General features: G+C 56.5%; 28 protein-coding genes and 1 pseudogene. 8 read left to right on the top strand and 21 right to left on the bottom strand.

Going from position 1 to position 24,695, the window contains the following annotated elements:
• Both G542_RS0105935 and G542_RS0105930 read right to left on the bottom strand, forming a co-directional pair.
• Entirely contained in the window at nucleotides 1–921 is a 921-nt protein-coding gene (locus tag G542_RS0105935; protein WP_012696423.1) for an ABC transporter permease subunit, read from the bottom strand.
• A gap of 10 nt (nucleotides 922–931) precedes the next feature.
• Nucleotides 932–1,960 (bottom strand): ABC transporter permease subunit, encoded by a 1,029-nt coding sequence (locus G542_RS0105930; protein ID WP_027823649.1) that lies wholly within the window; start codon nucleotides 1,958–1,960, stop codon nucleotides 932–934.
• 438 nt (nucleotides 1,961–2,398) lie between these two features.
• Here G542_RS0105930 and G542_RS0105925 point away from each other — a divergent pair, with 438 nt between their 5' ends.
• From G542_RS0105925 to G542_RS0105905, 5 genes are all read left to right on the top strand, one after another.
• On the top strand, nucleotides 2,399–3,016 hold the full coding sequence (locus G542_RS0105925; protein ID WP_012696421.1) for a peroxiredoxin: 618 nt from the start codon (nucleotides 2,399–2,401) through the stop codon (nucleotides 3,014–3,016).
• A 136-nt stretch (nucleotides 3,017–3,152) separates the two neighbouring features.
• Nucleotides 3,153–4,181: an N-acetyl-gamma-glutamyl-phosphate reductase gene (gene argC, locus G542_RS0105920; protein ID WP_012696420.1), complete on the top strand. Its 1,029-nt coding sequence runs from the start codon at nucleotides 3,153–3,155 to the stop codon at nucleotides 4,179–4,181.
• A gap of 226 nt (nucleotides 4,182–4,407) precedes the next feature.
• Complete coding sequence (erpA, locus tag G542_RS0105915; protein ID WP_012696419.1) at nucleotides 4,408–4,758, top strand: iron-sulfur cluster insertion protein ErpA; 351 nt, start codon at nucleotides 4,408–4,410, stop codon at nucleotides 4,756–4,758.
• Nucleotides 4,759–4,865: 107 nt separating this feature from the next.
• Nucleotides 4,866–5,771, top strand: a complete 906-nt coding sequence (locus tag G542_RS0105910) for a CheR family methyltransferase (RefSeq protein ID WP_012696418.1) — start codon at nucleotides 4,866–4,868, stop codon at nucleotides 5,769–5,771.
• 62 nt (nucleotides 5,772–5,833) lie between these two features.
• Complete coding sequence (locus G542_RS0105905) at nucleotides 5,834–7,099, top strand: D-amino acid dehydrogenase (protein ID WP_027823648.1); 1,266 nt, start codon at nucleotides 5,834–5,836, stop codon at nucleotides 7,097–7,099.
• Between the two features lie 114 nt (nucleotides 7,100–7,213).
• Here the strand turns inward: G542_RS0105905 and infA are convergent, their stop codons facing one another.
• From infA to arsD, 11 genes are all read right to left on the bottom strand, one after another.
• Complete coding sequence (gene infA, locus G542_RS0105900) at nucleotides 7,214–7,477, bottom strand: translation initiation factor IF-1 (protein ID WP_012696416.1); 264 nt, start codon at nucleotides 7,475–7,477, stop codon at nucleotides 7,214–7,216.
• An 89-nt stretch (nucleotides 7,478–7,566) separates the two neighbouring features.
• Nucleotides 7,567–7,770 (bottom strand): cold-shock protein, encoded by a 204-nt coding sequence (locus G542_RS0105895; RefSeq protein ID WP_012696415.1) that lies wholly within the window; start codon nucleotides 7,768–7,770, stop codon nucleotides 7,567–7,569.
• Nucleotides 7,771–8,048: 278 nt separating this feature from the next.
• Nucleotides 8,049–8,642 carry a GNAT family N-acetyltransferase gene (locus G542_RS0105890; RefSeq protein ID WP_027823647.1) on the bottom strand — a complete coding sequence of 198 codons (594 nt, stop codon included), beginning with the start codon at nucleotides 8,640–8,642 and terminating at the stop codon, nucleotides 8,049–8,051.
• Nucleotides 8,643–8,813: 171 nt separating this feature from the next.
• Nucleotides 8,814–9,563, bottom strand: a complete 750-nt coding sequence (locus tag G542_RS0105885) for a sulfite exporter TauE/SafE family protein (protein WP_012696412.1) — start codon at nucleotides 9,561–9,563, stop codon at nucleotides 8,814–8,816.
• Nucleotides 9,564–9,723: 160 nt separating this feature from the next.
• Complete coding sequence (locus tag G542_RS0105880; protein ID WP_012696411.1) at nucleotides 9,724–10,263, bottom strand: hypothetical protein; 540 nt, start codon at nucleotides 10,261–10,263, stop codon at nucleotides 9,724–9,726.
• A gap of 672 nt (nucleotides 10,264–10,935) precedes the next feature.
• Complete coding sequence (locus G542_RS0105875) at nucleotides 10,936–11,667, bottom strand: class I SAM-dependent methyltransferase (RefSeq protein ID WP_027823645.1); 732 nt, start codon at nucleotides 11,665–11,667, stop codon at nucleotides 10,936–10,938.
• A gap of 398 nt (nucleotides 11,668–12,065) precedes the next feature.
• Nucleotides 12,066–12,344: a hypothetical protein gene (locus G542_RS18940; RefSeq protein WP_211218788.1), complete on the bottom strand. Its 279-nt coding sequence runs from the start codon at nucleotides 12,342–12,344 to the stop codon at nucleotides 12,066–12,068.
• Nucleotides 12,322–12,705, bottom strand: coding sequence for a beta/alpha barrel domain-containing protein (locus tag G542_RS19465; RefSeq protein WP_280513441.1), 384 nt, complete (start codon nucleotides 12,703–12,705; stop codon nucleotides 12,322–12,324). Before G542_RS19465 ends, G542_RS18940 begins: the two co-directional genes overlap by 23 nt.
• Before the next feature lie 34 nt (nucleotides 12,706–12,739).
• Complete coding sequence (locus G542_RS19460; RefSeq protein ID WP_211218787.1) at nucleotides 12,740–13,297, bottom strand: oxidoreductase; 558 nt, start codon at nucleotides 13,295–13,297, stop codon at nucleotides 12,740–12,742.
• A gap of 51 nt (nucleotides 13,298–13,348) precedes the next feature.
• Nucleotides 13,349–14,869 (bottom strand): TRC40/GET3/ArsA family transport-energizing ATPase, encoded by a 1,521-nt coding sequence (locus tag G542_RS16085; RefSeq protein WP_081666760.1) that lies wholly within the window; start codon nucleotides 14,867–14,869, stop codon nucleotides 13,349–13,351.
• Nucleotides 14,870–14,883: 14 nt separating this feature from the next.
• A complete protein-coding gene (gene arsD / locus G542_RS0105860; protein ID WP_012696404.1) occupies nucleotides 14,884–15,252 on the bottom strand; it encodes an arsenite efflux transporter metallochaperone ArsD in 369 nt (122 codons plus the stop codon).
• Between the two features lie 210 nt (nucleotides 15,253–15,462).
• Between arsD and G542_RS17895 the strand changes: the two genes are divergently transcribed.
• Nucleotides 15,463–16,464, top strand: coding sequence for a recombinase family protein (locus G542_RS17895; protein ID WP_081666759.1), 1,002 nt, complete (start codon nucleotides 15,463–15,465; stop codon nucleotides 16,462–16,464).
• A gap of 113 nt (nucleotides 16,465–16,577) precedes the next feature.
• On the top strand, nucleotides 16,578–17,102 hold the full coding sequence (locus G542_RS0105855; protein ID WP_143714437.1) for a hypothetical protein: 525 nt from the start codon (nucleotides 16,578–16,580) through the stop codon (nucleotides 17,100–17,102).
• 4 nt (nucleotides 17,103–17,106) lie between these two features.
• Here G542_RS0105855 and G542_RS17890 read toward each other — a convergent pair whose 3' ends face one another.
• Both G542_RS17890 and G542_RS18460 read right to left on the bottom strand, forming a co-directional pair.
• Nucleotides 17,107–18,432: a relaxase/mobilization nuclease domain-containing protein gene (locus G542_RS17890; RefSeq protein WP_081666758.1), complete on the bottom strand. Its 1,326-nt coding sequence runs from the start codon at nucleotides 18,430–18,432 to the stop codon at nucleotides 17,107–17,109.
• Entirely contained in the window at nucleotides 18,429–18,725 is a 297-nt protein-coding gene (locus G542_RS18460) for a hypothetical protein (RefSeq protein WP_012696401.1), read from the bottom strand. The genes G542_RS17890 and G542_RS18460 overlap by 4 nt, the downstream gene beginning before the upstream one ends.
• Nucleotides 18,726–19,296: 571 nt before the next feature.
• On the opposite strand from G542_RS18460, the gene G542_RS16080 reads away from it, so the two are divergent.
• On the top strand, nucleotides 19,297–20,325 hold the full coding sequence (locus G542_RS16080; protein ID WP_027823641.1) for a rep family protein: 1,029 nt from the start codon (nucleotides 19,297–19,299) through the stop codon (nucleotides 20,323–20,325).
• Between the two features lie 132 nt (nucleotides 20,326–20,457).
• On the opposite strand, the gene G542_RS0105830 is transcribed toward G542_RS16080, so the two are convergent.
• The 6 genes and pseudogenes from G542_RS0105830 to G542_RS18925 form a co-directional block, all read right to left on the bottom strand.
• Nucleotides 20,458–21,045 (bottom strand): recombinase family protein, encoded by a 588-nt coding sequence (locus G542_RS0105830; RefSeq protein WP_027823640.1) that lies wholly within the window; start codon nucleotides 21,043–21,045, stop codon nucleotides 20,458–20,460.
• Between the two features lie 264 nt (nucleotides 21,046–21,309).
• Nucleotides 21,310–22,941 (bottom strand): AIPR family protein, encoded by a 1,632-nt coding sequence (locus tag G542_RS16075; RefSeq protein ID WP_211218786.1) that lies wholly within the window; start codon nucleotides 22,939–22,941, stop codon nucleotides 21,310–21,312.
• 287 nt (nucleotides 22,942–23,228) lie between these two features.
• Entirely contained in the window at nucleotides 23,229–23,783 is a 555-nt protein-coding gene (locus G542_RS19730) for an arsenic resistance protein (RefSeq protein WP_444542965.1), read from the bottom strand.
• Nucleotides 23,729–24,292, bottom strand: a complete 564-nt coding sequence (locus G542_RS19725; RefSeq protein WP_444542964.1) for an arsenic resistance protein — start codon at nucleotides 24,290–24,292, stop codon at nucleotides 23,729–23,731. The genes G542_RS19730 and G542_RS19725 overlap by 55 nt, the downstream gene beginning before the upstream one ends.
• Nucleotides 24,293–24,341: 49 nt before the next feature.
• Nucleotides 24,342–24,476, bottom strand: coding sequence for a hypothetical protein (locus G542_RS19455; protein ID WP_012696396.1), 135 nt, complete (start codon nucleotides 24,474–24,476; stop codon nucleotides 24,342–24,344).
• A 69-nt stretch (nucleotides 24,477–24,545) separates the two neighbouring features.
• A pseudogene (locus tag G542_RS18925) lies at nucleotides 24,546–24,677 on the bottom strand (integrase core domain-containing protein); the annotation flags it as partial.
• Between the last annotated feature and the right edge of the window lie 18 nt (nucleotides 24,678–24,695).

The raw sequence follows: 24,695 nt of genomic DNA, 5'->3' as shown, positions 1-24,695 counted from the left end.
TCAGGCCGCGCGCTTGAGTTTCGGGTCAAGCGCATCGCGCAAGCCGTCCCCCATCAGGTTGATTGCCAGAACCGACAGCAGGATGGTCAGGCCCGGAAAGGTCACCACCCACCAGGCCCGCTCGATGTAGTCGCGTGCGCTGGCCAGCATGGTGCCCCACTCCGGCGTCGGCGGCTGGACACCCAGGCCGAGAAAGCCCAGGGCTGCGGCGTCGAGGATGGCGCTGGAAAAGCCCATGGTGGCGTTGACGATCAGCGGCGCCATGCAGTTGGGCAGCACGCAGATGAACATCAGCCGCAGCGTGCCGGCACCGGTCACCCGGCTGGCGGTCACGTATTCACGGTTGAGTTCGGCCATGGCCGAAGCGCGGGTCAGGCGCACGTAGCCGGGCAGCGCCACGATGGCAATCGCCATCATGGTGTTCATCAGGCCCGGCCCGAGGATCGCCACGATCGCCACGGCCAGCAGCAGGCTGGGCAGGGCCATCATCACGTCCATCAGCCGCATGATGAAACTGCCGGCCACCCTGGGGAAAAAGGCAGCCGTCAGCCCGAGCGCAATGCCCGGCAGCAGCGACAGCAGCACCGACGACAGGCCGATCAGCAATGACAGGCGGGCTCCGTGGATCAGCCGCGACAGGATGTCGCGCCCGACTTCGTCGGTGCCGAACAGGAAGGCGGCCGTACCGCCGTCGGCCCACACCGGCGGCACCAGCAGGAAGTCGCGGTGCTGCTCGACCGGGTCGTAAGGTGCCAGCCACGGTGCAAACAGCGCACAGGCCACGATGACGATCATGAATGCCAGACCGGCGAGGGCACCCTTGTTGTGCGAAAAGCTCTGCCAGAATTCCTTGAGCGGCGACGGATACGCCGGCGAATCCTGGCTGATGACGGCACTTGCCGTACTTGCAGTGTCAGACATGCCGTCCTCCTTATTTCTGGTGACGAATGCGCGGATTGGCCACGCCGTAGAGGATGTCCACCGTGAAGTTCACGATGATGACGAGGGTGGCCACGATCAGGATGCCGTTCTGCACCACCGGGTAGTCGCGGCGGCTGATGGCGTCGATCAGCCATTTGCCGATGCCAGGCCAGGAAAAGATGGTTTCGGTCAGCACGGCGCCAGCCAGAAGGACGCCGACCTGCAGGCCGATGACGGTCAGGACCGGGATCAGCGCATTGCGCAGCGCATGCACGAACACCACCCGCAGCGGACTCAGGCCCTTGGCGCGCGCCGTGCGGATGTAGTCCTCGCGCAGGACCTCAAGCATGGAAGAGCGGGTCATGCGGGCGATCACCGCCAGCGGGATGGTACCCAGCACGATCGCCGGCAGGATCAGGTGCATCAGCGCATCGCGGAAAGCGCCGGCGTTGAGTTCCGGGTCCAGCATTTCGGCACGCCAGGTGTCGATCAGCATGAAGCCGGTCTGCGGCTCGATGTCGTACATCAGGTCGATCCGCCCGGACACTGGCGTCCAGCCTAGCGATACCGAGAAAAACATGATGAGGATCAGGCCCCACCAGAAAATCGGCATCGAAAACCCGGTCAGCGACAGGCCCATCACGCCATGGTCGAAAATCGAGCCACGCTTGATGGCCGCCAGCACTCCGGCCAGCAGGCCCAGCACGATGGCGAACAGCATGGCCGCAGCAGACAGCTCGACCGTAGCCGGAAACAGGGTGACGAATTCTTTCCACACGCTCTCGCGTGTGACCAGCGATTCACCGAAATTGCCCTGAGCCAGACTGCTGACGTAATCGAAATACTGCGCAGGCAAGGGCTTGTCGAGACCCAGCCGGTGCATGGCTTCGGCATGCATGACCGGGTCCACCCGGCGCTCGCCCATCATCACCTCGACCGGATCGCCCGGAATCATGCGGATCAGCCCGAAGGTGATCAGCGTGATGCCGAAGAAGGTCGGGATCAGCAGGCCGAGCCGCTTCAGAACAAACGAAAGCATCGGAACTCCCTTTGATCGGGCCGTGCGCAAGACACCAGCCCGTACAAAACAAACCGCCCGCAGCGGCATCGACTCGACACAAGAGCAATACACGCAGCGGGCCGGGACAGGACCTGCGGACTGGTTGCCAACACAACCGGACACACGGGCATCTGCGGAGGATGCTAGCGGAAAGTTCTGGCAACAAACCCTGATTCAAATTAAATCACCAGTCTTTTGTTCTTCCCCGGCACCAGAAAATTATGCATGGATGCTGTTTTTTCCAGCGACGGCTTGAATGGCCCCTAGCATATCCCCATGTACCGGATCGGCCCGCCGGGCTATCAGAGTCATTGGCAAACCCAATTGGCTCGCCCTGGACGGCTTGCGTATAACTGTCCAGTTTTCCGGGTGCTGCTGCCCGGTATCTAAACGACCATTGAAATGAAGGAGTGCTCCATGGCTGTTCTGGTTAACAAGACCGCCCCGTTTTTTGCCGATGACGACAAAAAGTTCTCCGCCGTGCTCGGCAACGGCCAGATCGTTGACGATTTCAGCTTCAAGGCTGCAACGGCCGGCAAGTACGCCGTGGTGTTCTTCTACCCGCTCGACTTCACCTTCGTGTGCCCGTCCGAACTGATCGCCTTCGATCACCGTCTGGAAGAGTTCAAGCAGCGCAATGTCGAAGTGATCGGTGTGTCGATCGACAGCCAGTTCTCCCACAACGCCTGGCGCAACACTCCGGTCAACCAGGGCGGCATCGGCCCGGTCGGCTATACGCTGGTGGCCGACCTCAACCACGACATCTGCAAGGCCTATGACGTGGAAAGCGAAGGCGGCGTGGCCTTCCGCGGCTCGTTCCTGATCGACAAGTCGGGCGTGGTGCAGCACCAGGTGGTCAACAACCTGCCGCTGGGCCGTAACATCGACGAAATGATCCGCATGGTCGACGCCCTGCAGTTCTTCGAAGAAAACGGCGAAGTCTGCCCGGCCGGCTGGAACAAGGGCAAAAAGGGCATGAAGGCCAGCACCGCCGGTGTGGCCGAATACCTGGCTGAAAACGCCGGCGAACTGTAATCGCCAGCCGGATCCGTCCGCCCGCAAGCCCGCCGAAACCGGCGGGCTTTTGCATGCCCATTTGTTTCCCCCTGTCACGCCTTGCGCGCTAACATGACAGGCTTGTCAATCACACCCGCATTACGAGGATAAAAGCATGATCAAGGTGGGTATCGTCGGCGGCACCGGCTACACCGGTGTGGAACTGCTGCGTCTTTTGAGCCGTCATCCGGATGTCGAGCTCACGGCCATCACTTCGCGCAAGGAAGCCGGGCTGCGCGTCGATGCCATGTATCCGAGCCTGCGCGGCTGGGTTGATCTGGCATTCACCACGCCGGACGAAGCAAACCTCGCCGGCTGCGACGTGGTGTTCTTCGCCACTCCCAACGGCATCGCCATGCAGGAAGCCGTGCGTCTGGTCGAAGCCGGCGTGCGGGTCATCGACCTTGCGGCGGATTTCCGCATCAAGGACATTGCCGAATGGGAAAAATGGTACGGCATGACCCATGCCTCTCCGCAGCTGGTGGCCGAGGCGGTGTACGGCCTGCCGGAAATCAACCGTGACGCCGTCCGCACGGCCCGCGTGGTGGCCAACCCCGGCTGCTATCCGACGGCGGTGCAACTGGGCTTCCTGCCCCTGATCGAAGCCGAAGCCATTGATCCGGCCAGCCTGATCGCCGACTGCAAGAGCGGCGTGTCCGGAGCCGGCCGCAAGGCCGAGGTGCACACCCTGTTTGCCGAAGCCACCGACAGCTTCAAGGCCTATGGTGTCGCCGGCCACCGTCATCTGCCGGAAATCCGCCAGGGACTGGCAGCCGTTGCCGGCCAGCCGGTCGGCCTGACCTTCGTGCCGCACCTGACGCCGATGGTGCGCGGCATCCATGCCACGCTGTACGCCCGCCTCAAGAAAGACGTCGACCTGCAAGGGCTGTTTGAATCACGCTATGCCGGTGAGCGTTTTGTCGATGTCCTGCCGGCCGGCAGCTGCCCGGAAACCCGCTCGGTACGCGGCTCCAACACCTGCCGCATCGCCGTCCACCGCCCGCAGGGCAGTGACACGGTCGTGGTGCTGTCGGTGATCGACAACCTCGTCAAGGGTGCTGCCGGCCAGGCCGTGCAAAACCTCAACCTGATGTTCGGCCTGCCGGAATCGACCGGACTCGAAATCGTCCCGCTGATGCCGTAACCCCCTCCGGCGGGCGGCCGGACTTCCCGGTTGCCCGCCACATCGTTCCGGTACTGCTCCGGCCGGTACGGCAACGGCTGCCGGCAGCCCGGTCACCCGGCTCCACGAGCAGAAAAATCCGGGCTAAGCACTTGCTTTTCCATCCAAAACCCCTATTTGCATTAGCGTTGCAATCTGCTGGCGCGCGCAGGATAATCCGCGCCAGTTTTTCTGGAGAATGAACCACATGAACGCTGCAAGCGAAATGCCGTTGCCGCTCAACTTTACCGACAGCGCCGTAGCCAAGGTCAGCGAACTGATCGCCGAAGAAGGCAATCCGGACCTGAAACTGCGCGTGTTTGTCACCGGTGGCGGCTGTTCCGGCTTCCAGTACGGCTTTACCTTCGACGAGATCACCAACGAAGACGACGCCGTGATGGAAAAAGGCGGCGTGACCCTGTTGATCGACCCGATGAGCTACCAGTATCTGGTGGGCGCCGAAATCGACTACCAGGAAAGCCTGGAAGGTTCGCAGTTCGTCATCAAGAACCCCAACGCCACCTCGACCTGCGGCTGCGGTTCGTCGTTCTCGGTCTGATTTTCCGGCTCCGGCCCGGCCGGCCGCATATGCGGCCATCGACAAAAAAGCCCAAGTCATTGGGCTTTTTGTTTTAGAGTCGGGCTTTTGCCACCCGGTCTGTTCTCATGGCAATGTTTCCACCGTTGACCCCCATTCATCCTCCCACCCGCGAATTCGTCTTCACCGAGGCCGATTTCGAGCGGGTACGCAACCTGATCCGCCGCACGGCCGGCATCGCCCTCAACCCCAGCAAAAAAGACATGGTGTACGGCCGCCTGGTCAAGCGCGTCCGTGAACTGGGACAGGCAGATTTCGCCACCTACCTCGCTCATCTCGAAAGCCCGTCCGGGCGCAGCGAGCTGGAAGCCTTCACCAACGCAATGACCACAAACCTGACCTATTTCTTCCGCGAAGAGCACCACTTCCCCATCTTGGCCGAGCACTACCGCCAGCGGGCAGCGGCAGGTGCGGACGTGTTCCGGGTCTGGTGCGCTGCGGCCTCGACCGGTGAAGAACCCTATTCGATCGCCATGGCCCTGCTGGATGCCCAGGCCGGCATGGGACGCGCGCCGCGTATCCAGATCCTCGCTACCGACCTTGATACCCAGGTCCTGCTCCAGGCCCGGGAAGCGGTCTATCCGCTCGCAGCACTCGACAAGCTGCCTACCGGCTACGCATCCCGCTATTTCGAAACCCTGCCTGACGGCAAGCAGGTCCGCGTCAAGCCGGCCCTGCGCCAGATCGTCAGCTTCCGCCGCCTGAACCTGATTGATCCGCAGTCCGGCTGGGGCATCAGCGAGCGCATGGATGCCGTGTTCTGCCGCAACGTGATGATCTATTTTGACCGCCAGACGCAACTTGACGTGCTGGCCAAATTCCCGCCGGTCCTGCGCGAAGACGGCGTGCTGTTTGTCGGGCATTCGGAAAACTTCTATCAGGCCAATCCGCGGCTGAAACTGCGCGGCAAGACCGTCTACGAAGTCGTCACGCCAGGCCAGGCTGCTCCGGCGGTCTCGCCACGCCGGATTTGATGTCGCGCGGCCAGACGAATTAGCATAGGTTTATTGACCTTTAAAACGACAGAAAGATTGCCATGCGGGTGATAGTGCTGGGGGCCGGCGTGACCGGCGTGACGAGTGCCTGGTATCTGAACCGGGCCGGCCACGAAGTAGTCGTGGTCGATCGCCAGAGCGAGGCCGCCAGTGAAACCAGCTTTGCCAACGGTGGCCAGATTTCGGTCAGCCAGTCCGAGCCGTGGGCCCAGCCTCATGTCTTGCCGCAGATCGTACGCTGGATGGGGCAGGAAGATGCCCCGCTATTGTTCCGCCTGCGGCTGGACCCACAACAATGGAAGTGGGGGCTGCGCTTTCTGGCCGAATGCCGTCCGTCCCGTGTCACTGACAACATGCGGCAAATGCTGCTTCTGGGCCGCTACAGCCGGGACGCACTCAAGGCGCTGCGCCAGGAGCTGCATCTGGAATACGAGCAGCAGACGCAGGGCATCATCTGCCTGTACGAATCGGCAAAAGAACTGAATGATGCCGGCCGCTCGGCACGGTTCATGGCCGATTTCGGCATCACCCGCAAAGTCGTCAGCAGTGAGGAGCTGGTCCGGCTGGAACCGGCATTGGCCCGTATTGCTCCCCGGCTGGTAGGCGGCACCTACTGCCCGGACGATGAATCAGGCAATGCGCGCCTGTTCACCCGGCAACTGGCCAGCCACTGTGCTGCGCGCGGGGTGGAGTTCCGTTTCAATACCCGCATCAACGGACTGGTCCGTAACGGCAACCGTATTGAGGGGGTTGGCGTAACTGGCAGTGATGGTCAATACCACACGCTGACAGGCGATGCCTATGTCGTGACACTGGGCAGCTTTTCCGGCGAAATCACCCGGACAGCCAGACTGGACTTGCCGGTTTATCCCACCAAGGGTTATTCGATCACGGTTCCGGTCCGTGATCCGGCCGGCGCACCCAGCATCAGCCTGACAGACGAAGCCCACCGCATCGTGATTGCCCGCATGGGTAACCAGCTGCGGATTGCCGGTACGGCTGAATTCGGCAGTGGCTACACGCATCACATCAACCCGGTGCGTTGCGAGGCCCTGGCCCGGCGTGGGCGCGAGCTGTTTGGTGATGCACTGGACTGGCAGCAGGCCGACAACTGGTCAGGACTGCGTCCGACCACGCCGGGCAACGTGCCGCTGATCGGTCGGGCGCGCGGCCTGGCCAACCTGTACCTGAATACCGGGCATGGTACGCTGGGCTGGACCGAGAGCTGCGGCTCAGGGCAACTGGTTGCCGATGTGATCAGCGGGCGCCGGCCCGAGGTGGATTTCCGTTTGTGCAGCCAGGACTAGGAGGCCTGTTGCTCCGGAGCCAGGCAAAAAGGCAAAAACGGAGGGGAAACAGCTTGAGCGCAAGCAAGACCAGGTCCGACTGGAGCGATCGCTTGCACAGGAAGCCCGACGGGCTTAGAAACGCCGGCGCGGGGTGTGGGAAGGCGCGGAGGGATGTCTTTCGATGAAGCGGAAGGTAATCCGTCCTTTTGTCAGGTCATACGGCGAAACTTCTACCGTCACCTTGTCACCGGCAATGATGCGGATGTGATGCTTGCGCATCTTGCCACCCGTGTAGGCGACCAGCGAGTGTCCGTTATCCAGAGTGACGTGGAAGCGTGAGTCAGGCAGGACTTCCATGACGGTGCCCTGCATTTCCAGCAGTTCTTCTTTGGCCATAGGTTGCTCCGTTACAAAATAAAAGAGGGGTTGAAAAACTCAACCCCTGAAATGAAACACCCGGCCAGTGGCCGGGTGGCATTTAGGCATCAGGCCGGCTGGATGTTGCTGGCCTGCTTGCCTTTCGGTCCGGTCGTTACATCGAACGACACGCGCTGACCTTCAGCCAGAGTCTTGAAACCCTTGGACTGGATGGCAGAGAAGTGAGCGAACAGGTCTTCACCACCTTCATCGGGGGAGATAAAACCAAAACCCTTGGACTCATTGAACCATTTGACGATACCGGTTGCCATATCTTGACTCTCCGTAAACTAGTGACAGGGCAAAGCCCCAAGAAAGGCGAGTTTCAAGCTGGCGCGGTACGAATGGTGGATTGATACCGCTAAACCGCGGGAACGAAACCGACAAAACAACAACACTACTTAAAAATCGCAGGCAATACGTTACACGTCATTTGCCTGTGTGGCAAATACAATCGGCAAGTGGTTGCACTAAAGACACGGACCGGCCGGGCAACCTCCTGCATCTCCTGGTGGCAGGCACCTCCAATGAAAGCACTACAGTGCATAGCTCAGTCACGGGGCCTGGTCAGTTGATAAGCAAGATGTTGCTGCACGGCAGGCCACTCCTGACAGAGGATGCTGTAGACACAGGTATCGCGCACACTACCGTCCGGCAGGACAAGATGGCTGCGCAGCACACCGTCCAGCCGGGCACCCAAGCGTTCTATTGCATTCCGGCTGGCATGATTGAGCCAGTGCGTCCGGAACTCCACAGCGATGCACCCCAGCTGCTCGAATGCATGCTTCAGCAGCAACAGCTTGCACTCGGTGTTCACCGGGCTGCGCTGCACGCTCTTGCGGTACCAGGTCGACCCTATTTCCAGCCGGTGATTTCCCGCATCAATATTCATGTAGGTCGTCATGCCGACAGCCTGTCCTCCGGCATCCAGTACGGCAAACGGCAGCATCCGTCCCTCCGCCTGCAAACGCAAACGACGGTCGATTTCATCGCCCATGCCTGCTGAAGCAGGAACAGCCGTATACCAAAGCTTCCACAGCTCACCATCCGCCACCGCTTCGAGCAGACCAAGCAGGTAATCACGAGACAAAGGGACAAGCCTGACATGCTTTCCCTGCAACTCGACCGGCTTTACATCCAGCATTCATGTAGCCTTTTTGAAATTTTCCATCGTCATCAACACGGAAACACGCAGACCTTGAACAGATACTTTTTTTCAAGAAAATACATAATCAATCAAAAAAGACACCAAAAAATTTCATGCAACATGCTTGATGCAATTATCAATCCAAAAACAGACGCAAGCCATTGAATATCAACCACTGAAATAACGGCCAAGCAACATCAATCCTGACATCAACACCACATAATGAATAACGCGCATGAATTGCTCCCTACTCAAGCGAATCGAAACATGCCTTCCAGTCAACATACCCAAAATCATGGCTGGAGCAAGCATCAATGCCAACAGCAGCAATGAGGTATCCATGTATATGCCAGCAAGCAGGAACAGGATCGCACGGGTCATTGTCGCCAGACCGATCAAAGTGCTCTGGGTTATCCTCAGACGGTCTGTTTTCTCGATCCGTCCAGACAGATAAATTGCATAAAACAGCCCTCCCGTACCAAACAAGGCACTGAACACACCACCAACTAGTCCAAATGGAATGGCAGCTCCTGGCAAAAATTTCCGGTGAGGATGAATGCCAGCCAAAGCATAGACAGCATAAGCCACAACAAACAGGCCAAGAGCCAACACAAGAGTATCAGGCCGTGCATACAACAAGATAGCCGCACCAATCATGCTGCCCGAAATCATGAATGGGATCAAACGCTTGAGTTCATGCAACTCGGCCTTTCGGCCATCTTTTAAAAAATTGCCTGTTGCAGCACACATATCCATCAGAGCCAGCAACGGAACTATTTTCCCCAACGGAACAACCATGGCAAGGACGGGAGTGGCAACAAGCGACGTTCCAAATCCAGCGATCCCGAAAATCACATACGCAGCAAAAACAGTCAGAAAAACTACAGACAAATCCACCCAAGAGAGGTACATCAACATGATCAAGCCTTTCTCTCGCACTCCAGAAAGACCTTGATTATCACCGCGTCATTACAAAATCAAAAAAATATCAATAAAAATGCTTTTTCATACAAAAAGTGTGGCGCATGACACAGCAAACCCAAAGTTGGCGCCTGCCGAAAAAACCGGCAACCAATATTCAATAAAGCCCATAAGCATCCTCAGCATTCATTTTGACCACTATCTTGTAGCAAGATCCATAAACATTACCGGCCTGCTCCTGAAGAGTGTTTTTTTCAGCCATCCACTCTTTTCTGTTTTCCTTTTCCTGTCTAGGATCAACTGGAACCAGCACATCAACACACCGCTTTTCAAAGCGTTCAGGCCGGCTTTCCCTGCATTGCGTGGTGTTACCTGCCGTGGTACAGGTTGTAACTCTGTCACCATATACCTTGACCTGCTCACATTGACGGTAATTCCTGATTCCTTTTCTCAGTGCCTCATCAATATCGGTAATCCTCTGCTCAAAATCCCGGATCTTTCTTTGCAACTCCAGATAATCAGGCCGACTTTCACACACCATCCTGGCCCTCTGTTCCGGAGCCATTTTCCGGAAATCCTCCAGAGAAGCACATCCAGATGCAACGGACAGTACTAACAAGGAGATCAGGTATCTGCTATTGCATGCTGCATTGATAGCCATTTTTATCGAAAACGTGCAGTACGGGATATGTTTCACAAACAGCCTCCATCAAGTCCGGTTAACCAGAGGCTATCAGTATCCAGAACAAATCCCGGCATGGCTATTTGTAGCAACCTTGATCTGGCTTAAGTTTTTGGACTGACAACGATGGTGACAACAACACATCGGCCCACACGAAGCTTTACCATCACGGTCAGCAGGCACCGTATCTGCCATCATGCCCCCCGGACAGGAATAGCGGCATGCTCACCAACGATTCATTGCCCAGCTACAGTCCATTCGTGCACGAGTTCAAATACACCGCGCTTGCCTAGCCCGGTTTTCATCCATCTCTACTGTCCAGATGCTTTGTGCTGGCTTCACGAAAGCTTCAGGCAACCGCAACGTCCAGCCGCCCCCAAGGCACGACGCTGCTGGATCAGGCTTGCAACGGATTGCCCAACTAAAAGCTGAACAGGGGCAATCATCACAAGACTCGCAAAAAACACGCAGCGAGCACCACAAGGTTCAGGTTCAAACAATACCGGCGCCAACATTGACGAATGGGTGTGATTGCCGGATTGACCATGCATCATTTTGCTACATGTCCCGATCCCTGATGATCCGGACGCCGTACCAACGACAAATCATGAGCCATTGTGGATAAACGGTTTCTGGATAAACCGCGAAATAAATAGACAGGCCTGGCTCACTGCCAGACCTGCACCCTCAGCGTTTTTGTGCTGAAAACAGCAGCAGCATGGGACGCTCAGCCTCTTCCGCCAGAGCCGGCTGTTCTGCAATTTGTGCATCGTCCGGTCCCCATTCCCGGACATGCCGCAAGTCAAAGCCTGCATGGATTACGGCATTAAGGGTTGTACCCAGCGTGCGATGATGTTTCCTGACTCCATCTGCCAGCCAGTTGCTTACCCTCTCTCCTTCCTCCTGATACTGGTTCACCATCCATGAGCGTTTCCCCATGCTGTCAACGCCCCACTCCTGCCTCTCCGGGCAGGTATAGACCGGATGCTCCATGGAAACCACCAGCCACCCGTCCGGACGGACTGCCTGCGACAAACAATCAAAAAAGCGATTAATGTCACGAAGGTAATGAAGGGCAAGCGAGCTGTATGCCAGATCAAAAGACTGCGCAGGCAACGACAGCTGTTCCAGATCACAGCACTGGTACGTAATTGCTTCGCTATTGGTGAGTGCCTGCGCGCGCTCCAGCATTTTCCTGGACAAGTCCAGTCCAGAAACGGATGCCGCTCCGTGTTCAACGGCATAGCGGCAAAACCAGCCATATCCACAGCCTAAATCCACCACATCCTTGCCCTGCAGGGATGGAAGCATGGCGCGCAATTCCGCCCATTCCGGAGCACCTGACAATCCATGCACGGATCTGGGCAACCGGGCATAGTTGTCAAAAAAATGTTGCTGGTCATAAATGTTTTGCGCCATTTGCACACTCACCTTAAAAGATCATCACTGTCTTTTGGCCATCGCAGCCATAAAGCAACCATTTGTTTACGCTTTGCATGCCACCATAAAAATGACATGAAACTAAAAAGAGATACTGACAAACCTGAAGGCACGAATTGGTCAGCCCGGATGGAACTGTGTCATATCTTGTCAGAAAAAACCTTATGTCCCAGCCCGAAAACAACAGGATGACAGTTTTTAAAGGGCACCGAAAAGCATCCGGGTCCCAATCCAAACCATCCGTGCTCACCAGCGGGTCTTGAATTTGTTTTTCCAGCCAGCTCTACTATTTCCTTGTTTTGAATGCCCGGTATCCTTCTGACAAAAAAACATTTGTCATACCGATATCCATCCGACTGGCAAATCATCCACCAGAATTATGAAACAGCAGTCCTCCTGACGATCCAGCGGCGATACCGGATGGTCCCGATCCGGTCATGCCATTGCTGCCCAAGCAGCGCAATTGCCGGAGAAATACCGGGACGGGCAGGCTTGCCCTTGCCAAGACGGCGCAGCTGGTATTTCACCTGCGCCATGTAGGCAACCGAAGCCAATACCTTGTTTTTCCAGCCGGCAGCATGCAGCCGGGCTGTCACGGTCGTATCAGCACGCCAGGCATTCGGCAATTGCGGATCAATCACCAGTGCGGTAGCCATACCGGCCACCGCAATACCGCTGTCCAACACCTGTTCCGCCACCGGGTAACGGCGAATGCCCCCCCGTCACCATGACCGGCATCCGGGCGACCGATGCAATGTCCCGGGCAAACTCCAGAAAATAAGCCTCGCGGGCCAGGGTACGGCCATCACGGGCCTGCCCGTGCATGGCAGGCGCCTCATAACTCCCGCCAGACAGTTCGATCAGGTCAACACCAAGCAGATCCAGCATGGCAACGACCTGCTTCGCATCATCAACGTCAAAGCCACCCCGCTGGAAATCAGCCGAGTTGATCTTGACCGAAACGGCAAAATCCGGCCCGACGACCTGCCGTATTCCCGACACGATGACCCGCAGCAAACGGGCCCGGTTTTCCAGGCTGCCACCCCAGCGGTCAGTGCGCTTGTTGGCAAGGGTGGCTAATCAGGTAACCATGTGCCGCGTGGACCTGCACACCGGTAAAGCCGCACTGCTCCGCCAGCTGCGCAGTCCTGACAAAGCGGGCGATGACATCCTGGACATCGGCCTCCGTCATGGTGCGCGGCATGTCGAACTGTCGGGAAAAACTTCCCAGCTGCATCGCCACGGCAGAAGGTGCAATCGCCTCCTGCCCCAGCGCAGCAGGCACCTGGCGACTAGGATGATTGATCTGCATCCAGATGTGCGCACCTTGTACCCGCGCAGCCGCAGACCACTTTTCAAACCGCTCCCGGAATTGCAACGACTCCAGAACCACTGCTCCCGGCCCGGTCATCGCCCGGCCGTCCACCATGACGTTGCCGGTAATCAGCAGGCCCGCACCACATTGTGCCCATGTTTGGTAAAGACGGATCAGCGCGCCGGATGGCGCATGATCCCGGTCGGCCATGCCTTCCTCCATCGCAGCCTTGGCAAGACGGTTTGGCAACATGACCCCGTTGGGCAGCTGCAAAGACACAAAAGGACTCATCATGATCTCCCGCATGTACGAAGCAGCACGATAAGATTGAAGCTGGCTTGAAGGTCAAGCACCTGATAAAGACACACACATGGCAGGAGACTGCCGGCCGGCTTGCTGCCGATGCACCATAGCCACGCCCCGGGCTCCGGTCCATCTGCCGGACATCTCCGCCCCGCTCGCCGGCCTGAACCCGACCGGTGTCCCGCCCCCGCCAGCCAGCCGTCCGGGCACATCAAACCGGCAATCCGCCCAGGAGGCCCATGAAAACTTGCCCTCGGCCACCGTACGTGCAAAAGCCCGGAACACGGCGATTTCTTCCGTGCAGGGGGAGCGCAGGTCTTCCTCCAGCATGGCCAGCCCGCTGCTGTCGAGCTGCGAAGCGGTTTTGCCCAGCACCTCGGCCGTGTATTGCGCCACTTCCGCCGCCAGATCAATCCGGGTCACGGTCAGGCCGTCGATCCGGCCGTCAAGGGTGCTGGCAACATGTGCTGCCGGATCAGTCGTGGACAGAACCACTTTATGTCCGTTCCGGGCAAGATTCACGGCAATCGCGGCAGCAACGGTGGTCTTGCCCACACCGCTCTTGCTCATGGTCATGATCACCCCGCGGCCGTTGCGGGCGATCTGCTCCACCAGCGGCCCCATACCGCCCGGAAGAACGGTTTGCGGGGGGCTGACGGGCACGACAGGTGCCGGTATCCGCTCCGGGTGCGCGACCAGCCGCAGGGCATCCAGCCCTACCGTGCCGAGCGGCAGGAAAGGCACCGTCATGCGCGGCAGCCGGCCCAGCATGACCGGCATGCCGGTCAGTGCCTCGCTGGCCCGTCCGGCCATGGCCCGAGCGACAGGATCCGTTCCGGCTGCATCGGCAAACAGGCCATTGATGATGAGCCGCAGGTTGGTCACGCCCAGCCCGGCCTGTTCGCCACGGGTGCGCTCGGCTTCGCGCAGGGCGGACTGTTCCGGGCGACTGACCAGGATGACGGTGGTTTCACCCGCATCCGACAGACGCGCCATCGTGGCTGCATACAGGGTTTTCTGCTGTTCCAGGCCAGCCAGTGGCCCGAGGCAGGATGCGCCACCGGTCGCCGAGGCAATGAATTCGGTCCAGGCTGACGGCAGGGTCAGCAGACGCAGGGTGTGTCCGGTCAGAGCCGTATCAAAGATGACATAGTCGAAATCCGCCGTGATGGCCGGATCGCCCAGAAGCTTCGAAAATTCGTCAAAAGCCGCGATCTCCACGGTACAGGCACCGGAAAACTGTTCTTCCATACTGTGGATGGCCGCATCCGGAAGAATGCCCCGGTAAGGAGCCACCATCCGTTCACGGTAGGCACGGGCTGCTGCTTCCGGGTCGATGTTCATGGCGCGCAGACCCGGAACTGACGGAACCGGCCCGGGCTGCTGGCCCAGAGCGACACCCAGCACTTCATCCAGGTTGGAAGCCGGGTCGGTGCTGACGATCAGGACCTTCTTGCCCGCTTCGGCCAGAGCCAGCCCGGTGGCACACGACATCGAGGTTTTGCCGACGCCACCCTTGCATGTAAAGAACAGGTAGCGGGTCTGAGTGGTCAGAAATGCCATGTTTCAATCCTCTTTCAGCAGCGTTCGCCGGGTTTGCAGCAGCAGCCCCCCGGTCTGGCATGTGGTTTGTCCATGGCATCCATGGAGATGCCTAGTTTCTGGGCCAGTTGCGCCCGGGTCGGATACAGACCGGTGGAGACCACCTGGCCCTCGACCAGCAGGAGCGGCAGGCGGTCCATCCCGGCCTGCATTTCCTTGACGACGGCTGCATTCGCGGCAAAAGCCTGCGGTTCCTGTCCGAGATTGTGGCGTTCCACCGTCACGCCTTGCCCGGTCAGCCACTTGAGATCGCTGGCGAATTGCGCCAGTACCGGATCAACATCGACACCGCAAACGCCGGTGGAGCAGCACATGGCCGGATCAAAGACTTCGAGCTTTTTCATGAAGGATTCCTTGGTTTAGCGGGATTCGTACCAGCCTTTGCTGGTATTGACGGCCTTGACGACCAGCAGCATGACCGGCACTTCGATCAGTACGCCGACAACGGTGGCCAGTGCCGCGCCGGACTGGAAACCGAACAGGCTGATGGCGGCGGCAACGGCCAGTTCAAAGAAGTTGGTTTATCATCCCCACCAACAAAGTTGAGGTGGACGATGCCTAAAGTCTATTCATACAAACGATTCTCCCATGTAGCCCAGGCAACGGGGGACAGCATCCGTCGCCAAAAAGACAAAACACAGGAATGGGCAGATAAGCACGGTTACGTGATAGACACCGAGCTGCAACTAGATGACCGCGGCAAATCCGCTTTTGATGGTACCAACCTTCGTACAGGGGCATTGGGCCAGTTTTTGACACTAGCAAGAGAGGGAAAGATAGAAAAAGGCTCCATCCTCGCAATTGAGGCATTTGACCGCCTAACACGCGCAGAACCGATGGATGCGTTCAATCTATTAAATGACCTTGTTCAGTGTGGCATTAGCGTTGTCACCGTATCTGATGGTCGCCTGTACGATTCAAAGACCTTAAATCGTGATTTGACGGCACTGATGATGGCTGCCGTTATGTTGGTTCGAGGGCATGAGGAAAGCCGACGAAAGTCTGAAATGCTCCAAGGGCACTACGCGAAGCGTAGGGCTGAAGGGGCTTCAAAGATTGGTCACGTGCCACCCGGATGGTTGAGGCCAACTGCCAATGGATGGGAGTTAGTCCCAGAACACGCAGCAACCGTCATGGAAATATTCGAACTTGCAGCTAAAGGCATTGGCGCAACCGTTATTGCACGCAGGTTTAATACTGAGAAACGTGTAGTACCCTCTAGACGAAAGAGTAAAGGCTGGTATCCAAGTCGGGTATCCAAGCTACTGCGTGCCAAGTCTGTTATCGGTGAATACCAGGCTTTTGTAATGGATGGCGTAAAGATGATTCCTGTTGGGCCTCCAATACCGAATTATTATCCCGCAGCCATTACCGAAGAACTATTTTGGAAGGTTCAGTCGCTGTTAAGCCAACGGGCGCCTAAGGGGCGGCGCACAGATGGGGGCTACCGTAATTTCCTTGCCGGCATGTTGAAGTGCGAATATTGCGGTGGCACTTTCACATTGGATAAAAAGCTGGCCAGGATGAAATCGGCAAATTCTTCTATTCATGCATGAACGCCAACAATGGTGTCACCACCTGCGACAACCGTATCAATTACAAAACATTGTTGCTCGGTGCCGAAGCCAGAACCAGTGGTCGGTATAAGCGACCCAAAAGGCTCTCATTGATGCAAGCTTTGTTGGAGCACCTCTACATGGCTGGGCACAATCCAGCTATGGAAACACAGAGGCAGGAAATCGAGGACCGTATAAGAGCTATCGATGCTCAGCGAATTGACTGTGAAGCCAGGAAACAAAACCTGCTGAATGCGATTGAAGTCGGCGCCATAACAATTGCGGATGTTGCTTCTCGGTTGGATAAGATTCGTGCAGAGGATGTGCGACTGAATGACGAACACGAGAGCCTTAAACTCGAACTAGCATCGTCTGGCTCAAATAATAGTTGGGTTGTGGAGGCTGTCGAAGAGGAAATGCATACAGTTGAGCACTGCATAGTCGACGTTAACGCCATAGACCAGAGGGCTGAGTTTAGGATACGCCTTCAAGGGGCAATTGAGGTAATCAATGTCTTTCATGACCATGCGATTCTAAAATTACGGAGGGTGGCAGTTCCTTCGTTCATAGCGCTAACGGATGCTATTTCAATTGAAAGCGAGAGAAAACCAGTGTGGATAGACGAATCGTCCAAGTAATTTCTTAGCGTTCCCGCCCATTGTCACGCTTTGCTGCGGACACAGTAGCGGGAGTGGCCTCGACTATTCGTGCGTTCTGTTGTGTTGCTGTCGTTGTGACCATTTCAAGATGATTTGGTCGCTGAGCGCTTGAGCATCCACTGTTACAGTCGGCATCTGTAGGGGCTGACCAGGCTGCCACCATGTCAGCAAGGCGGCGACCAGCACCGCGGATACCAGGCCGGCGGCGAGGCTGGATTTCCAAATGACCGGTTTTGAGTTCTGCGAGACGGTTGCGAGCAACTGCGCCCGTTCCTGTAACACGCTCAGGGTGTCGGTGAGGGCTATTTTTGCGTCCTTGGCGGCGGTGGTTGTGGTCTTCAAAGTTTTGAATGCCTCCGTCAGCACGTGCATCATCTGGTCGCGTAGCTCGACCACAGGGAGCAGGTCCGCCGCCATTGCATCTTGCTGGGTCTCGATTCGATTGATAGCTATCGCCAAGGTCTCGTCTAGGCGAGCTATTGTGGTTTCTAACCGTTGCATCTGGGCCCCGGCAGCCGGTGCAGTGCTCGGCAATTGCTTGATTGTCTCGGTTTTGTTCATAGTCGATACGTTGTTGAAGTTGATTCCAAGAGTAGTGTTTGCCAAGGTCACTGCCTTTGAAGGCGACACCTTGAAATTCGAATGACATTCCGCTGATGCGCCCGGTAGATGCCATATTGACGCGAACTGAGATGCCGGCGGCTTCCAGGCGGCCCATCAGTCCCAGCAGGCCGGGGCGGTCGGTAAGGGCGTGGTCAAGGGCTGCTTGGAGCTGTGCCCGGACAGGCTGCTCGTGGGTACGGATAGCTTGCTCGATTTCGGCCTTAGTTGGCTGCCGTTGTGGGTTGGCGGTTTCGGGGGAGTAGGCCTTCGTCGATTGCAAGCCGTGCTGAGCTTCCAGCTCTGCCGTTACCCGGATTGCCTGCCGCACGTCGTGGCGACCCAGCCAGACCGACCCATCCGCCCCAATCCGGCAGGCGACGATATGGACATGGTCATAGTCGGTGTCGTGGTGCTGCCAGCAGGTCCAGCTATGGCGGTCGTCAAAGCCCATGCGGTTCATGAAATCGCGGGCGACGGTGACCCAGCGCTCGGGGGCAAGCGACTCGCCCAGCGGGAGAGAGAGGGCCGTATGCCAGACAGGGCGCTCGATGTCCGGGCGCAATTGGCGCAGGGCGCCGAACTCCTGGGCCAGTTGGCGGGCGTCAGCGCCGGCCATGGTGCCGGCGACTAGCTCTGCCTCGCCCTTGCCCAAGACGTAACTCAACGTGCCGCGAAAGCCGGCGCCGCGTACCACCTTGGCCTTCATCCGTTGCCGCCCAGGAGTGCCGCCCGAAAGGCGGCGAGTTCCTGGCGCACCGCCGCCAACTCAGGAACGTCGCCCATGTGGTAGGCCGTAGCCAACTGGTTGAGGTTGGCTGCGCTTCGGGCCAAGGCTTGCCATGCCCGCCGATTGACCTCGGGAACCATCGGTGGCGTTGGCAGCCTGAGCCAGCAAGCGCGCAGGTAGGCGCCGCGTGGCCGATGGCCCCGCTCGGCGTCCAGCCGGCCGAGTTCGTCTGCTGAGACGCGGACGGATATGCAGTGGTTTCGGTTGCCCATGCCAATCTCCTTGAAATGGGCGGCACTTCCCCTGACTGACCGCAGGAAAGGAAGGGCAAGGGGGACCAAGCGAAGCGCGGGTCATACCTTGCTTCCTACCCTGACACCACCCAGGAAGGTATAGCGCCAAGAGCGCGCTTGCGATGAGTCGCGCCTTATCCGGGGCAGGCGTGCTATACGGAGGGAGGAAATCGTACGCCGGGGTGCACCCCGCACCGGGACTAGGCCGGAAACGGGCCGGGCAGGCAATCAGTGTGTCATCCCGAGGGGGTGGCGTTTCTCAAGGGGGCAATCAGCCCCCCGTTTTTTGCTGCTCCGGATGCGAGCCACAAACGATGCTGCGCATTTATCCAGCAAATGGATATACTGGAGCGAGCCAATAAAAACACCCCGGCGGGAACCGGGGCGTGGGCATGTTGGCGCTGTACTTGTAACAACAATCGTTCTCAGTATAGCGCCAGTTGATAAACCTCGTCGCAACTGGCTACGAGAGGAAATATTTGAATGCCCGTAAGGGCTATTGAGGCCAGCTATTTGAACGCTGGGACGCGACGCACTTTGGAGTGCGTCTTTGTCGTATCACCTCAACGCGGTGCTTTCCACCGCGCCGTTTCTGAAACGCGAATGGAATAAGCAGCAGCGTTTGACCCTGCAAAACGCTGTTCGTATTGCTCTGCCCACACACCGGGCCTCTGCCTGCCTGCGCCATCGTTTGGGGGCCTCGTCGGTCACGGTCAGCGCGACCGCCGAAGGAGGCACCCGCTTGGGTGGACTGATGGTCTGCAACGCCACCCACGTCTGCCCCGTCTGTCATCACAACAAGATGACAGAGGATAAGGCGATGATTGCCGAGATTGTCACCGGGCACTATACCTCCAGCGGCTTCATGGTCGATGCCGTCCTGACCGTTCCTCATGCGTCCGGCGAATCCCTGCCGGAGGTGCTGAACCGGCTGGAGTCGGTCTGGAAATCCCTACGCAGCAAACCAATCTGGCGCGAACTGGCCGACTGTTTGGGCATTGTCGGCAGTATCCGCCGGCTAGAGGTCACTTTGACTCCTCATGGCTGGCATCCGCACTACCACGTGTCCTTCCTGTGCGATTGGCGGGCTACCAAGGGCCTCAAAGGCTGTAGCCGGCATGCAGTTTTGGCGGATGCCCATGCCCTAGTTGCCGGACGCTGGTCGGAAGCGGGCAAGCGGGCCGGTATCGGGGTCTGCCTGTTCGCCCAGGCGGCCGTGGCCATCGTTGCCGCCGTCGATGCGGCAAAGGCTGTCGCCTACAGCGCCAAAAATATGGGGTATGGCGGCAAGAGCGATAGCCTGACACCGATAGACCTCCTGCGCGTCATCGACCAGATTGCCGACCCTGTAGCGGTGCAGGCTGCCAAGCGCTTGTTTTCCGAGTACGTCGCCGCCATCAAAGGCAAGCATGCCTTGTCCTTCCTGGGTACGGCGCGGGTCGCCAAAGCGGCGATAGCGGAAACGGCTGATGACACCTCGGACAGTGAATATGTGCGGTTGGGTTGGGGACGGTCTCGTCCGATGCCTGGAGCGCGGTGGTGCAGGCTGGTCTTCGGGAGGCCGTGGCCCAGGTGGTGACGCGGGAGGACTTGGCGGTGGCCGCCCTTCGTGCCGCCTATTTCGCCGGTTATACGTCCATCCCGACCGGCTGGCTGACATTGACGCCGGCAACCAAAACCGTAATAGGGGTCAAGAGTGGCCCGGTCACCGTCAGTTTGCTTGAGGGCTTGCCTGCTTGAGTGCGTTCGCATAACCGTACAGGGTCGAGCGCGATACCCCAAAGCGCCGGCAAATGTCACTGACAGGGATTCCCGGCTGCGCTAGGAGGGCGACGGCTGCGCGTGCGTCAGAATCCGACAGGGCACGCGGCCGCCCACCGTGCCGGCCTCGGCTGCGGGCGGCGGCTAGCCCTGCCAGGGTGCGTTCCCGAATCAAAGCGCGTTCGAATTCAGCCAAGGCGGCGAAGATATGCAGGATGAGCTTCCCCATTGGCCCGGTGGCATCCATCGCCTCCGTTAGTGAGCGGAAGCCCACGCCCCTACTCTCTAACTGATGAACGATGCTTATCAAGTCATGGAGACTGCGGCCCAGGCGGTCGAGTCGACAAACCGCCAGAGTATCCTCAGGACGAAGGGCGCGCAGACAGTGGTCAAGTTCCGGCCGGTCGCTCTTCTTCGCCGACTTGCCGGATGCCTGCTCGGTGTATATCAGGTCACAGCTCGCCCGGTTGAGGGCGTCAATCTGCAAATCCAGATTCTGTTCATGGGTGCTGACCCGAGCGTATCCAATAATTGCCATAAAAAACCCCTTTCTCTGACATTGATTGATGTACGGGAATTCGCACTAAAATGTATAGTGTGAATCCCGTTTTTCAGTGTTAGGAAAGGGGTCTATAAAACGGTCGGAATCTGGAGTGTATTGATAGTCTGCTTTCAGCCAGAATATTTGTTGCGAACAAGAAAATCAAGTGTTAAGCGGATAATGCGACAGACAGTCAGCAATGCTTTTTTACTGCAATTTTTAGAGTTTCCGTCTCCGACTCGGATTTGTATTGTCGCTTACTCATATCCAAGCCGGATTTGGCAAATATCTCTGTTGCCAACTTAAAAATATTGAGTGATTTTTTCTCATCAAGAAGCAATTTTTTAAACGACTCGCACTTTTTTCGATGGCATTGCTATTCAAAGGGTCTAAATGGAAGCCCATTACAAGCATTCTAACCACCATCATGATATGGAACCGTGCTTTTTTGTAATCGGCTGGCAGCTCGCCGGACCGGAAAAACTGTTCAATTCTATAATAACAAAGAGCACTTACGTAATAGGGTAGGTATTTGTGACCGCCATCAAATATACTACCCTTAAATCTATTCACTATGGTTCCATAGTATCCGGAAACCAGATGGGGCGACTCTAAGAAGGTCGATGCAAATGATTTTATTTGGGTTGGAATGGATATAATCTGCGTCCTCTTAACCCCGGGGAGAGAATTGTACTGCTGCGACCTTCTCTCGTAATAAAGTTTTATTGTATTATTCTCAGCATTGAAATATAACTCAAGACGCTTTTGGAATTGGCTGAGCGCTTCCAGCTGTTCTGTACGAACTTCTGTCTGACTATTTGTTGCCAGTGTGATTTCCGTTTTTATATCCTCGCTTTCCGTGACAATTATCTTTATTGGAACGTTTAGGCTATTGATGTTTTCGATATTCTGGCACTCGTGGAGGATGTTGCTTGTTTGGCATCCATTCACTATTTGATAATCTCTCAGGGTAAACCTGTTTCCGGCGGCGGTTAGAGAGGTCGCAACCAATGTAATCCCGTTGTTTAGAACGCAAAACAGGTCAAACTTACCACTTGAAAGTATGCTTTTGATGCGCTTATTAACTGCGTTTTCCCCTTGAAAGTCGCGTACATTGTCGTCAAATATACTGTGAATTGTCTGGTTTTCATCCTGAATTAGTTTTATGAATTCTCCAAACGGAATAATTCCAAGATATGCTTCTTGCACGTCTGCAATGTCTGGGAGGGTTATTCTGTTTTGAAAATTAACCGTTGTTGAGAGCTTGTTTTTTGTTTCGTGATATAGTTTCTGAATCTCCGTGGCGCCATTTGGAATTATCGTAACGTCTTCGAATATGCCGAACGACTCGATTTCCGTCTTCCCGCTATCTATGATTGCCTGGAGATTTTGGTCGCCCACCCATTTGCCCGTGCACACATAGAACAGCTTACAGAGGGGGCGGCGATTCACCATATAAGACGATTTGTTAATAACATTGTCCCATATGTTTTTGGCATTAATGATTTTTTCATTCTGGACCATTTTCGGCTCGTCAGAAAGAAAGTCTTTTACCCCGTAAATAAAGGAGCCAACGTCGGATCCACTGAACGATGATGTGGTTTTAGACTGGATGAATATAATTTCAGCGTCCAAATACCCCGGCCCCTCAATAACTTCATTTAGTTCATCTGTGTCGACAATTATTTTTCCGTTGGCAATGATGCACAAACCGTCAATTGCACAGTCGCCCTCGGTTCCCGTGTGAATATCCTCTAACTCAAAGCTAGACCTATTAAGTTTTGAAACTATCGAGTAGTTGGAGAAATACTCAAACTGGACGGATTCATTTAGTCGCTCTATTTCATTCTGGACGGAAAACGTGTCCAGTAGCGATTTTGTGATTTTATCCATGACTCTCCCTTTGAAATATTTTAATCGACCCGTTGGCTTCGCTTGGTTACCGGCATCTTGACGTCGATTATGCCCATGTAATTCTCCGTTTGGCAATTATTATATAACAAAAGCATATCTGATGAGCCTGAAACGTAGCGAAAAGTTGGTCGTCGACCGGTTGTTTTTGGGAGAATCGGCCAAGGGTTCTTTTTTCCGTTTGCTGGGTCCAATTATTGATGGAGATTATTTGGATAACTCGGACAAATTACTAGCCGCTATGAGCGATAGGGTAGCTACACCTATGGTCAGGACTCGTACCAATACTTCGATTTATTGACGATTTTGACGACAAACAGCATGGCAGGAACTTCAATAAGAACACCGACTACGGTAGCCAACGCAGCCCCAGACTCAAATCCGAATAAGCTAATGGCGGCAGCTACAGCTAGCTCGAAAAAATTACTTGCGGCAATGAGTGATGAAGGGCAAGCGATATTGTGCTTCTCGCCAACGACCTTATTAAGCCAGTACGCGAGGGCGGAGTTGAAGAAGACCTGAATCAGAATAGGAACGGCAAGCAACGCTATGACTAGCGGTTGCTTGATGATGGCTTCACCTTGGAAGGCAAAGAGCAGCACCAGGGTTGCCAACAGCGCAAAGATGGACCAAGGAGCAATTATGGCCATAGCGGAATCAAAGGCATCCTGTCCCTTGTCCAGCAGATACTTCCGCCAAACCTGAGCCAAAATTACCGGAATCACGATGTAGAGAACAACTGAGGTCAGCAGCGTATCCCAAGGCACCTTTATGGACGAGATGCCCAACAGGAAGGCGACGACGGGGGCGAAGGCGAACACCATAATTGTGTCTTCATGGCCACTTGGGACAGCGTAAACAGTGGGTCTCCCTTGGACAGCCGACTCCAGACGAAAACCATCGCAGTACAGGGTGCGGCAGCCAATAAGATAAGTCCGGCAACATAGCTGTCTAGCTGCTCCGCTGGCAGCATAGGAGCGAACAGGTGGCGAACAAACAACCAGCCAAGAAAGGCCATGGAGAACGGCTTGACTAACCAATTGATGAACAGCGTTACGCCGATGCCGCGGACATGCTGTTTGACCTCGTGTAAGGCACCAAAATCCACTTTTACCAACATCGGGATAATCATCACCCAGATGAGCAAGCCAACGGGCAAATTGACTTGGGCGACTTCAAGCCGGCCAATGGTCTGAAACAAACCGGGAGCCATCTGGCCGGCAGCGATTCCGGTGACGATGCAGAGGAAGACCCAGATGGTTAGGAAGCGTTCGAATATGCTCATTCGTGCTTGAGATGCGGCCTGGGCAGTGACTTCGCACTGAGTAGACATAATTTTTCCTTGAACTTAGTACCTACAAATTTCTAATCTATTGGTGGGATTAGTTGCGCAACTCGAAAAAATTGGAGGCGCCGATCAGGGCTGACGGGCAGGCAATGCTGTGCTTTTCCCCTGTCACCCGGTTCAGCCAGTAGGCCAGCCCGCTGTTGAACAGCACCTGGATCAGGATCGGCACGGCCAGCAGGGCGATGACCAGCGGCTGGTTCAGGATGGCTTCGCCCTAGAAGGCAAACAGCAACACCAGCGTAGCCAGCACCTCGCTGATCCGGCCGTTGAAACGCTCCACTATCCCGTTTGTCTGCGGTGTGCGCGGTTTGGTCAGCCGGAACTCAATCTCCAGCGCTGTACATAGCCGGTCGAATTCATGCTCGCCGCTGGACTACTTCTGCCGGTT

This window comes from Laribacter hongkongensis DSM 14985 (genome assembly GCF_000423285.1).
Taxonomy (GTDB): Bacteria; Pseudomonadota; Gammaproteobacteria; order Burkholderiales; family Aquaspirillaceae; genus Laribacter; species Laribacter hongkongensis.
This window is presented reverse-complemented; position numbering and strand designations above follow the sequence as displayed.

Bases quoted from the DNA above. Each gene is read 5' to 3' on its own strand.
- G542_RS0105935 (WP_012696423.1), bottom strand. From the start codon at position 921: ATGTCTGACACTGCAAGTACGGCAAGTGCCGTCATCAGCCAGGATTCG.
- G542_RS0105930 (WP_027823649.1), bottom strand. From the start codon at position 1,960: ATGCTTTCGTTTGTTCTGAAGCGGCTCGGCCTGCTGATCCCGACCTTC.
- G542_RS0105925 (WP_012696421.1), top strand. From the start codon at position 2,399: ATGGCTGTTCTGGTTAACAAGACCGCCCCGTTTTTTGCCGATGACGAC.
- argC (WP_012696420.1), top strand. From the start codon at position 3,153: ATGATCAAGGTGGGTATCGTCGGCGGCACCGGCTACACCGGTGTGGAA.
- erpA (WP_012696419.1), top strand. From the start codon at position 4,408: ATGAACGCTGCAAGCGAAATGCCGTTGCCGCTCAACTTTACCGACAGC.
- G542_RS0105910 (WP_012696418.1), top strand. From the start codon at position 4,866: ATGGCAATGTTTCCACCGTTGACCCCCATTCATCCTCCCACCCGCGAA.
- G542_RS0105905 (WP_027823648.1), top strand. From the start codon at position 5,834: ATGCGGGTGATAGTGCTGGGGGCCGGCGTGACCGGCGTGACGAGTGCC.
- infA (WP_012696416.1), bottom strand. From the start codon at position 7,477: ATGGCCAAAGAAGAACTGCTGGAAATGCAGGGCACCGTCATGGAAGTC.
- G542_RS0105895 (WP_012696415.1), bottom strand. From the start codon at position 7,770: ATGGCAACCGGTATCGTCAAATGGTTCAATGAGTCCAAGGGTTTTGGT.
- G542_RS0105890 (WP_027823647.1), bottom strand. From the start codon at position 8,642: ATGCTGGATGTAAAGCCGGTCGAGTTGCAGGGAAAGCATGTCAGGCTT.
- G542_RS0105885 (WP_012696412.1), bottom strand. From the start codon at position 9,563: ATGTTGATGTACCTCTCTTGGGTGGATTTGTCTGTAGTTTTTCTGACT.
- G542_RS0105875 (WP_027823645.1), bottom strand. From the start codon at position 11,667: ATGGCGCAAAACATTTATGACCAGCAACATTTTTTTGACAACTATGCC.
- G542_RS18940 (WP_211218788.1), bottom strand. From the start codon at position 12,344: ATGGCTACCGCACTGGTGATTGATCCGCAATTGCCGAATGCCTGGCGT.
- G542_RS19460 (WP_211218787.1), bottom strand. From the start codon at position 13,297: ATGATGAGTCCTTTTGTGTCTTTGCAGCTGCCCAACGGGGTCATGTTG.
- G542_RS16085 (WP_081666760.1), bottom strand. From the start codon at position 14,869: ATGGCATTTCTGACCACTCAGACCCGCTACCTGTTCTTTACATGCAAG.
- arsD (WP_012696404.1), bottom strand. From the start codon at position 15,252: ATGAAAAAGCTCGAAGTCTTTGATCCGGCCATGTGCTGCTCCACCGGC.
- G542_RS17895 (WP_081666759.1), top strand. From the start codon at position 15,463: ATGCCTAAAGTCTATTCATACAAACGATTCTCCCATGTAGCCCAGGCA.
- G542_RS0105855 (WP_143714437.1), top strand. From the start codon at position 16,578: ATGCAAGCTTTGTTGGAGCACCTCTACATGGCTGGGCACAATCCAGCT.
- G542_RS17890 (WP_081666758.1), bottom strand. From the start codon at position 18,432: ATGAAGGCCAAGGTGGTACGCGGCGCCGGCTTTCGCGGCACGTTGAGT.
- G542_RS18460 (WP_012696401.1), bottom strand. From the start codon at position 18,725: ATGGGCAACCGAAACCACTGCATATCCGTCCGCGTCTCAGCAGACGAA.
- G542_RS0105830 (WP_027823640.1), bottom strand. From the start codon at position 21,045: ATGGCAATTATTGGATACGCTCGGGTCAGCACCCATGAACAGAATCTG.
- G542_RS16075 (WP_211218786.1), bottom strand. From the start codon at position 22,941: ATGGATAAAATCACAAAATCGCTACTGGACACGTTTTCCGTCCAGAAT.
- G542_RS19730 (WP_444542965.1), bottom strand. From the start codon at position 23,783: ATGGTGTTCGCCTTCGCCCCCGTCGTCGCCTTCCTGTTGGGCATCTCG.
- G542_RS19725 (WP_444542964.1), bottom strand. From the start codon at position 24,292: ATGTCTACTCAGTGCGAAGTCACTGCCCAGGCCGCATCTCAAGCACGA.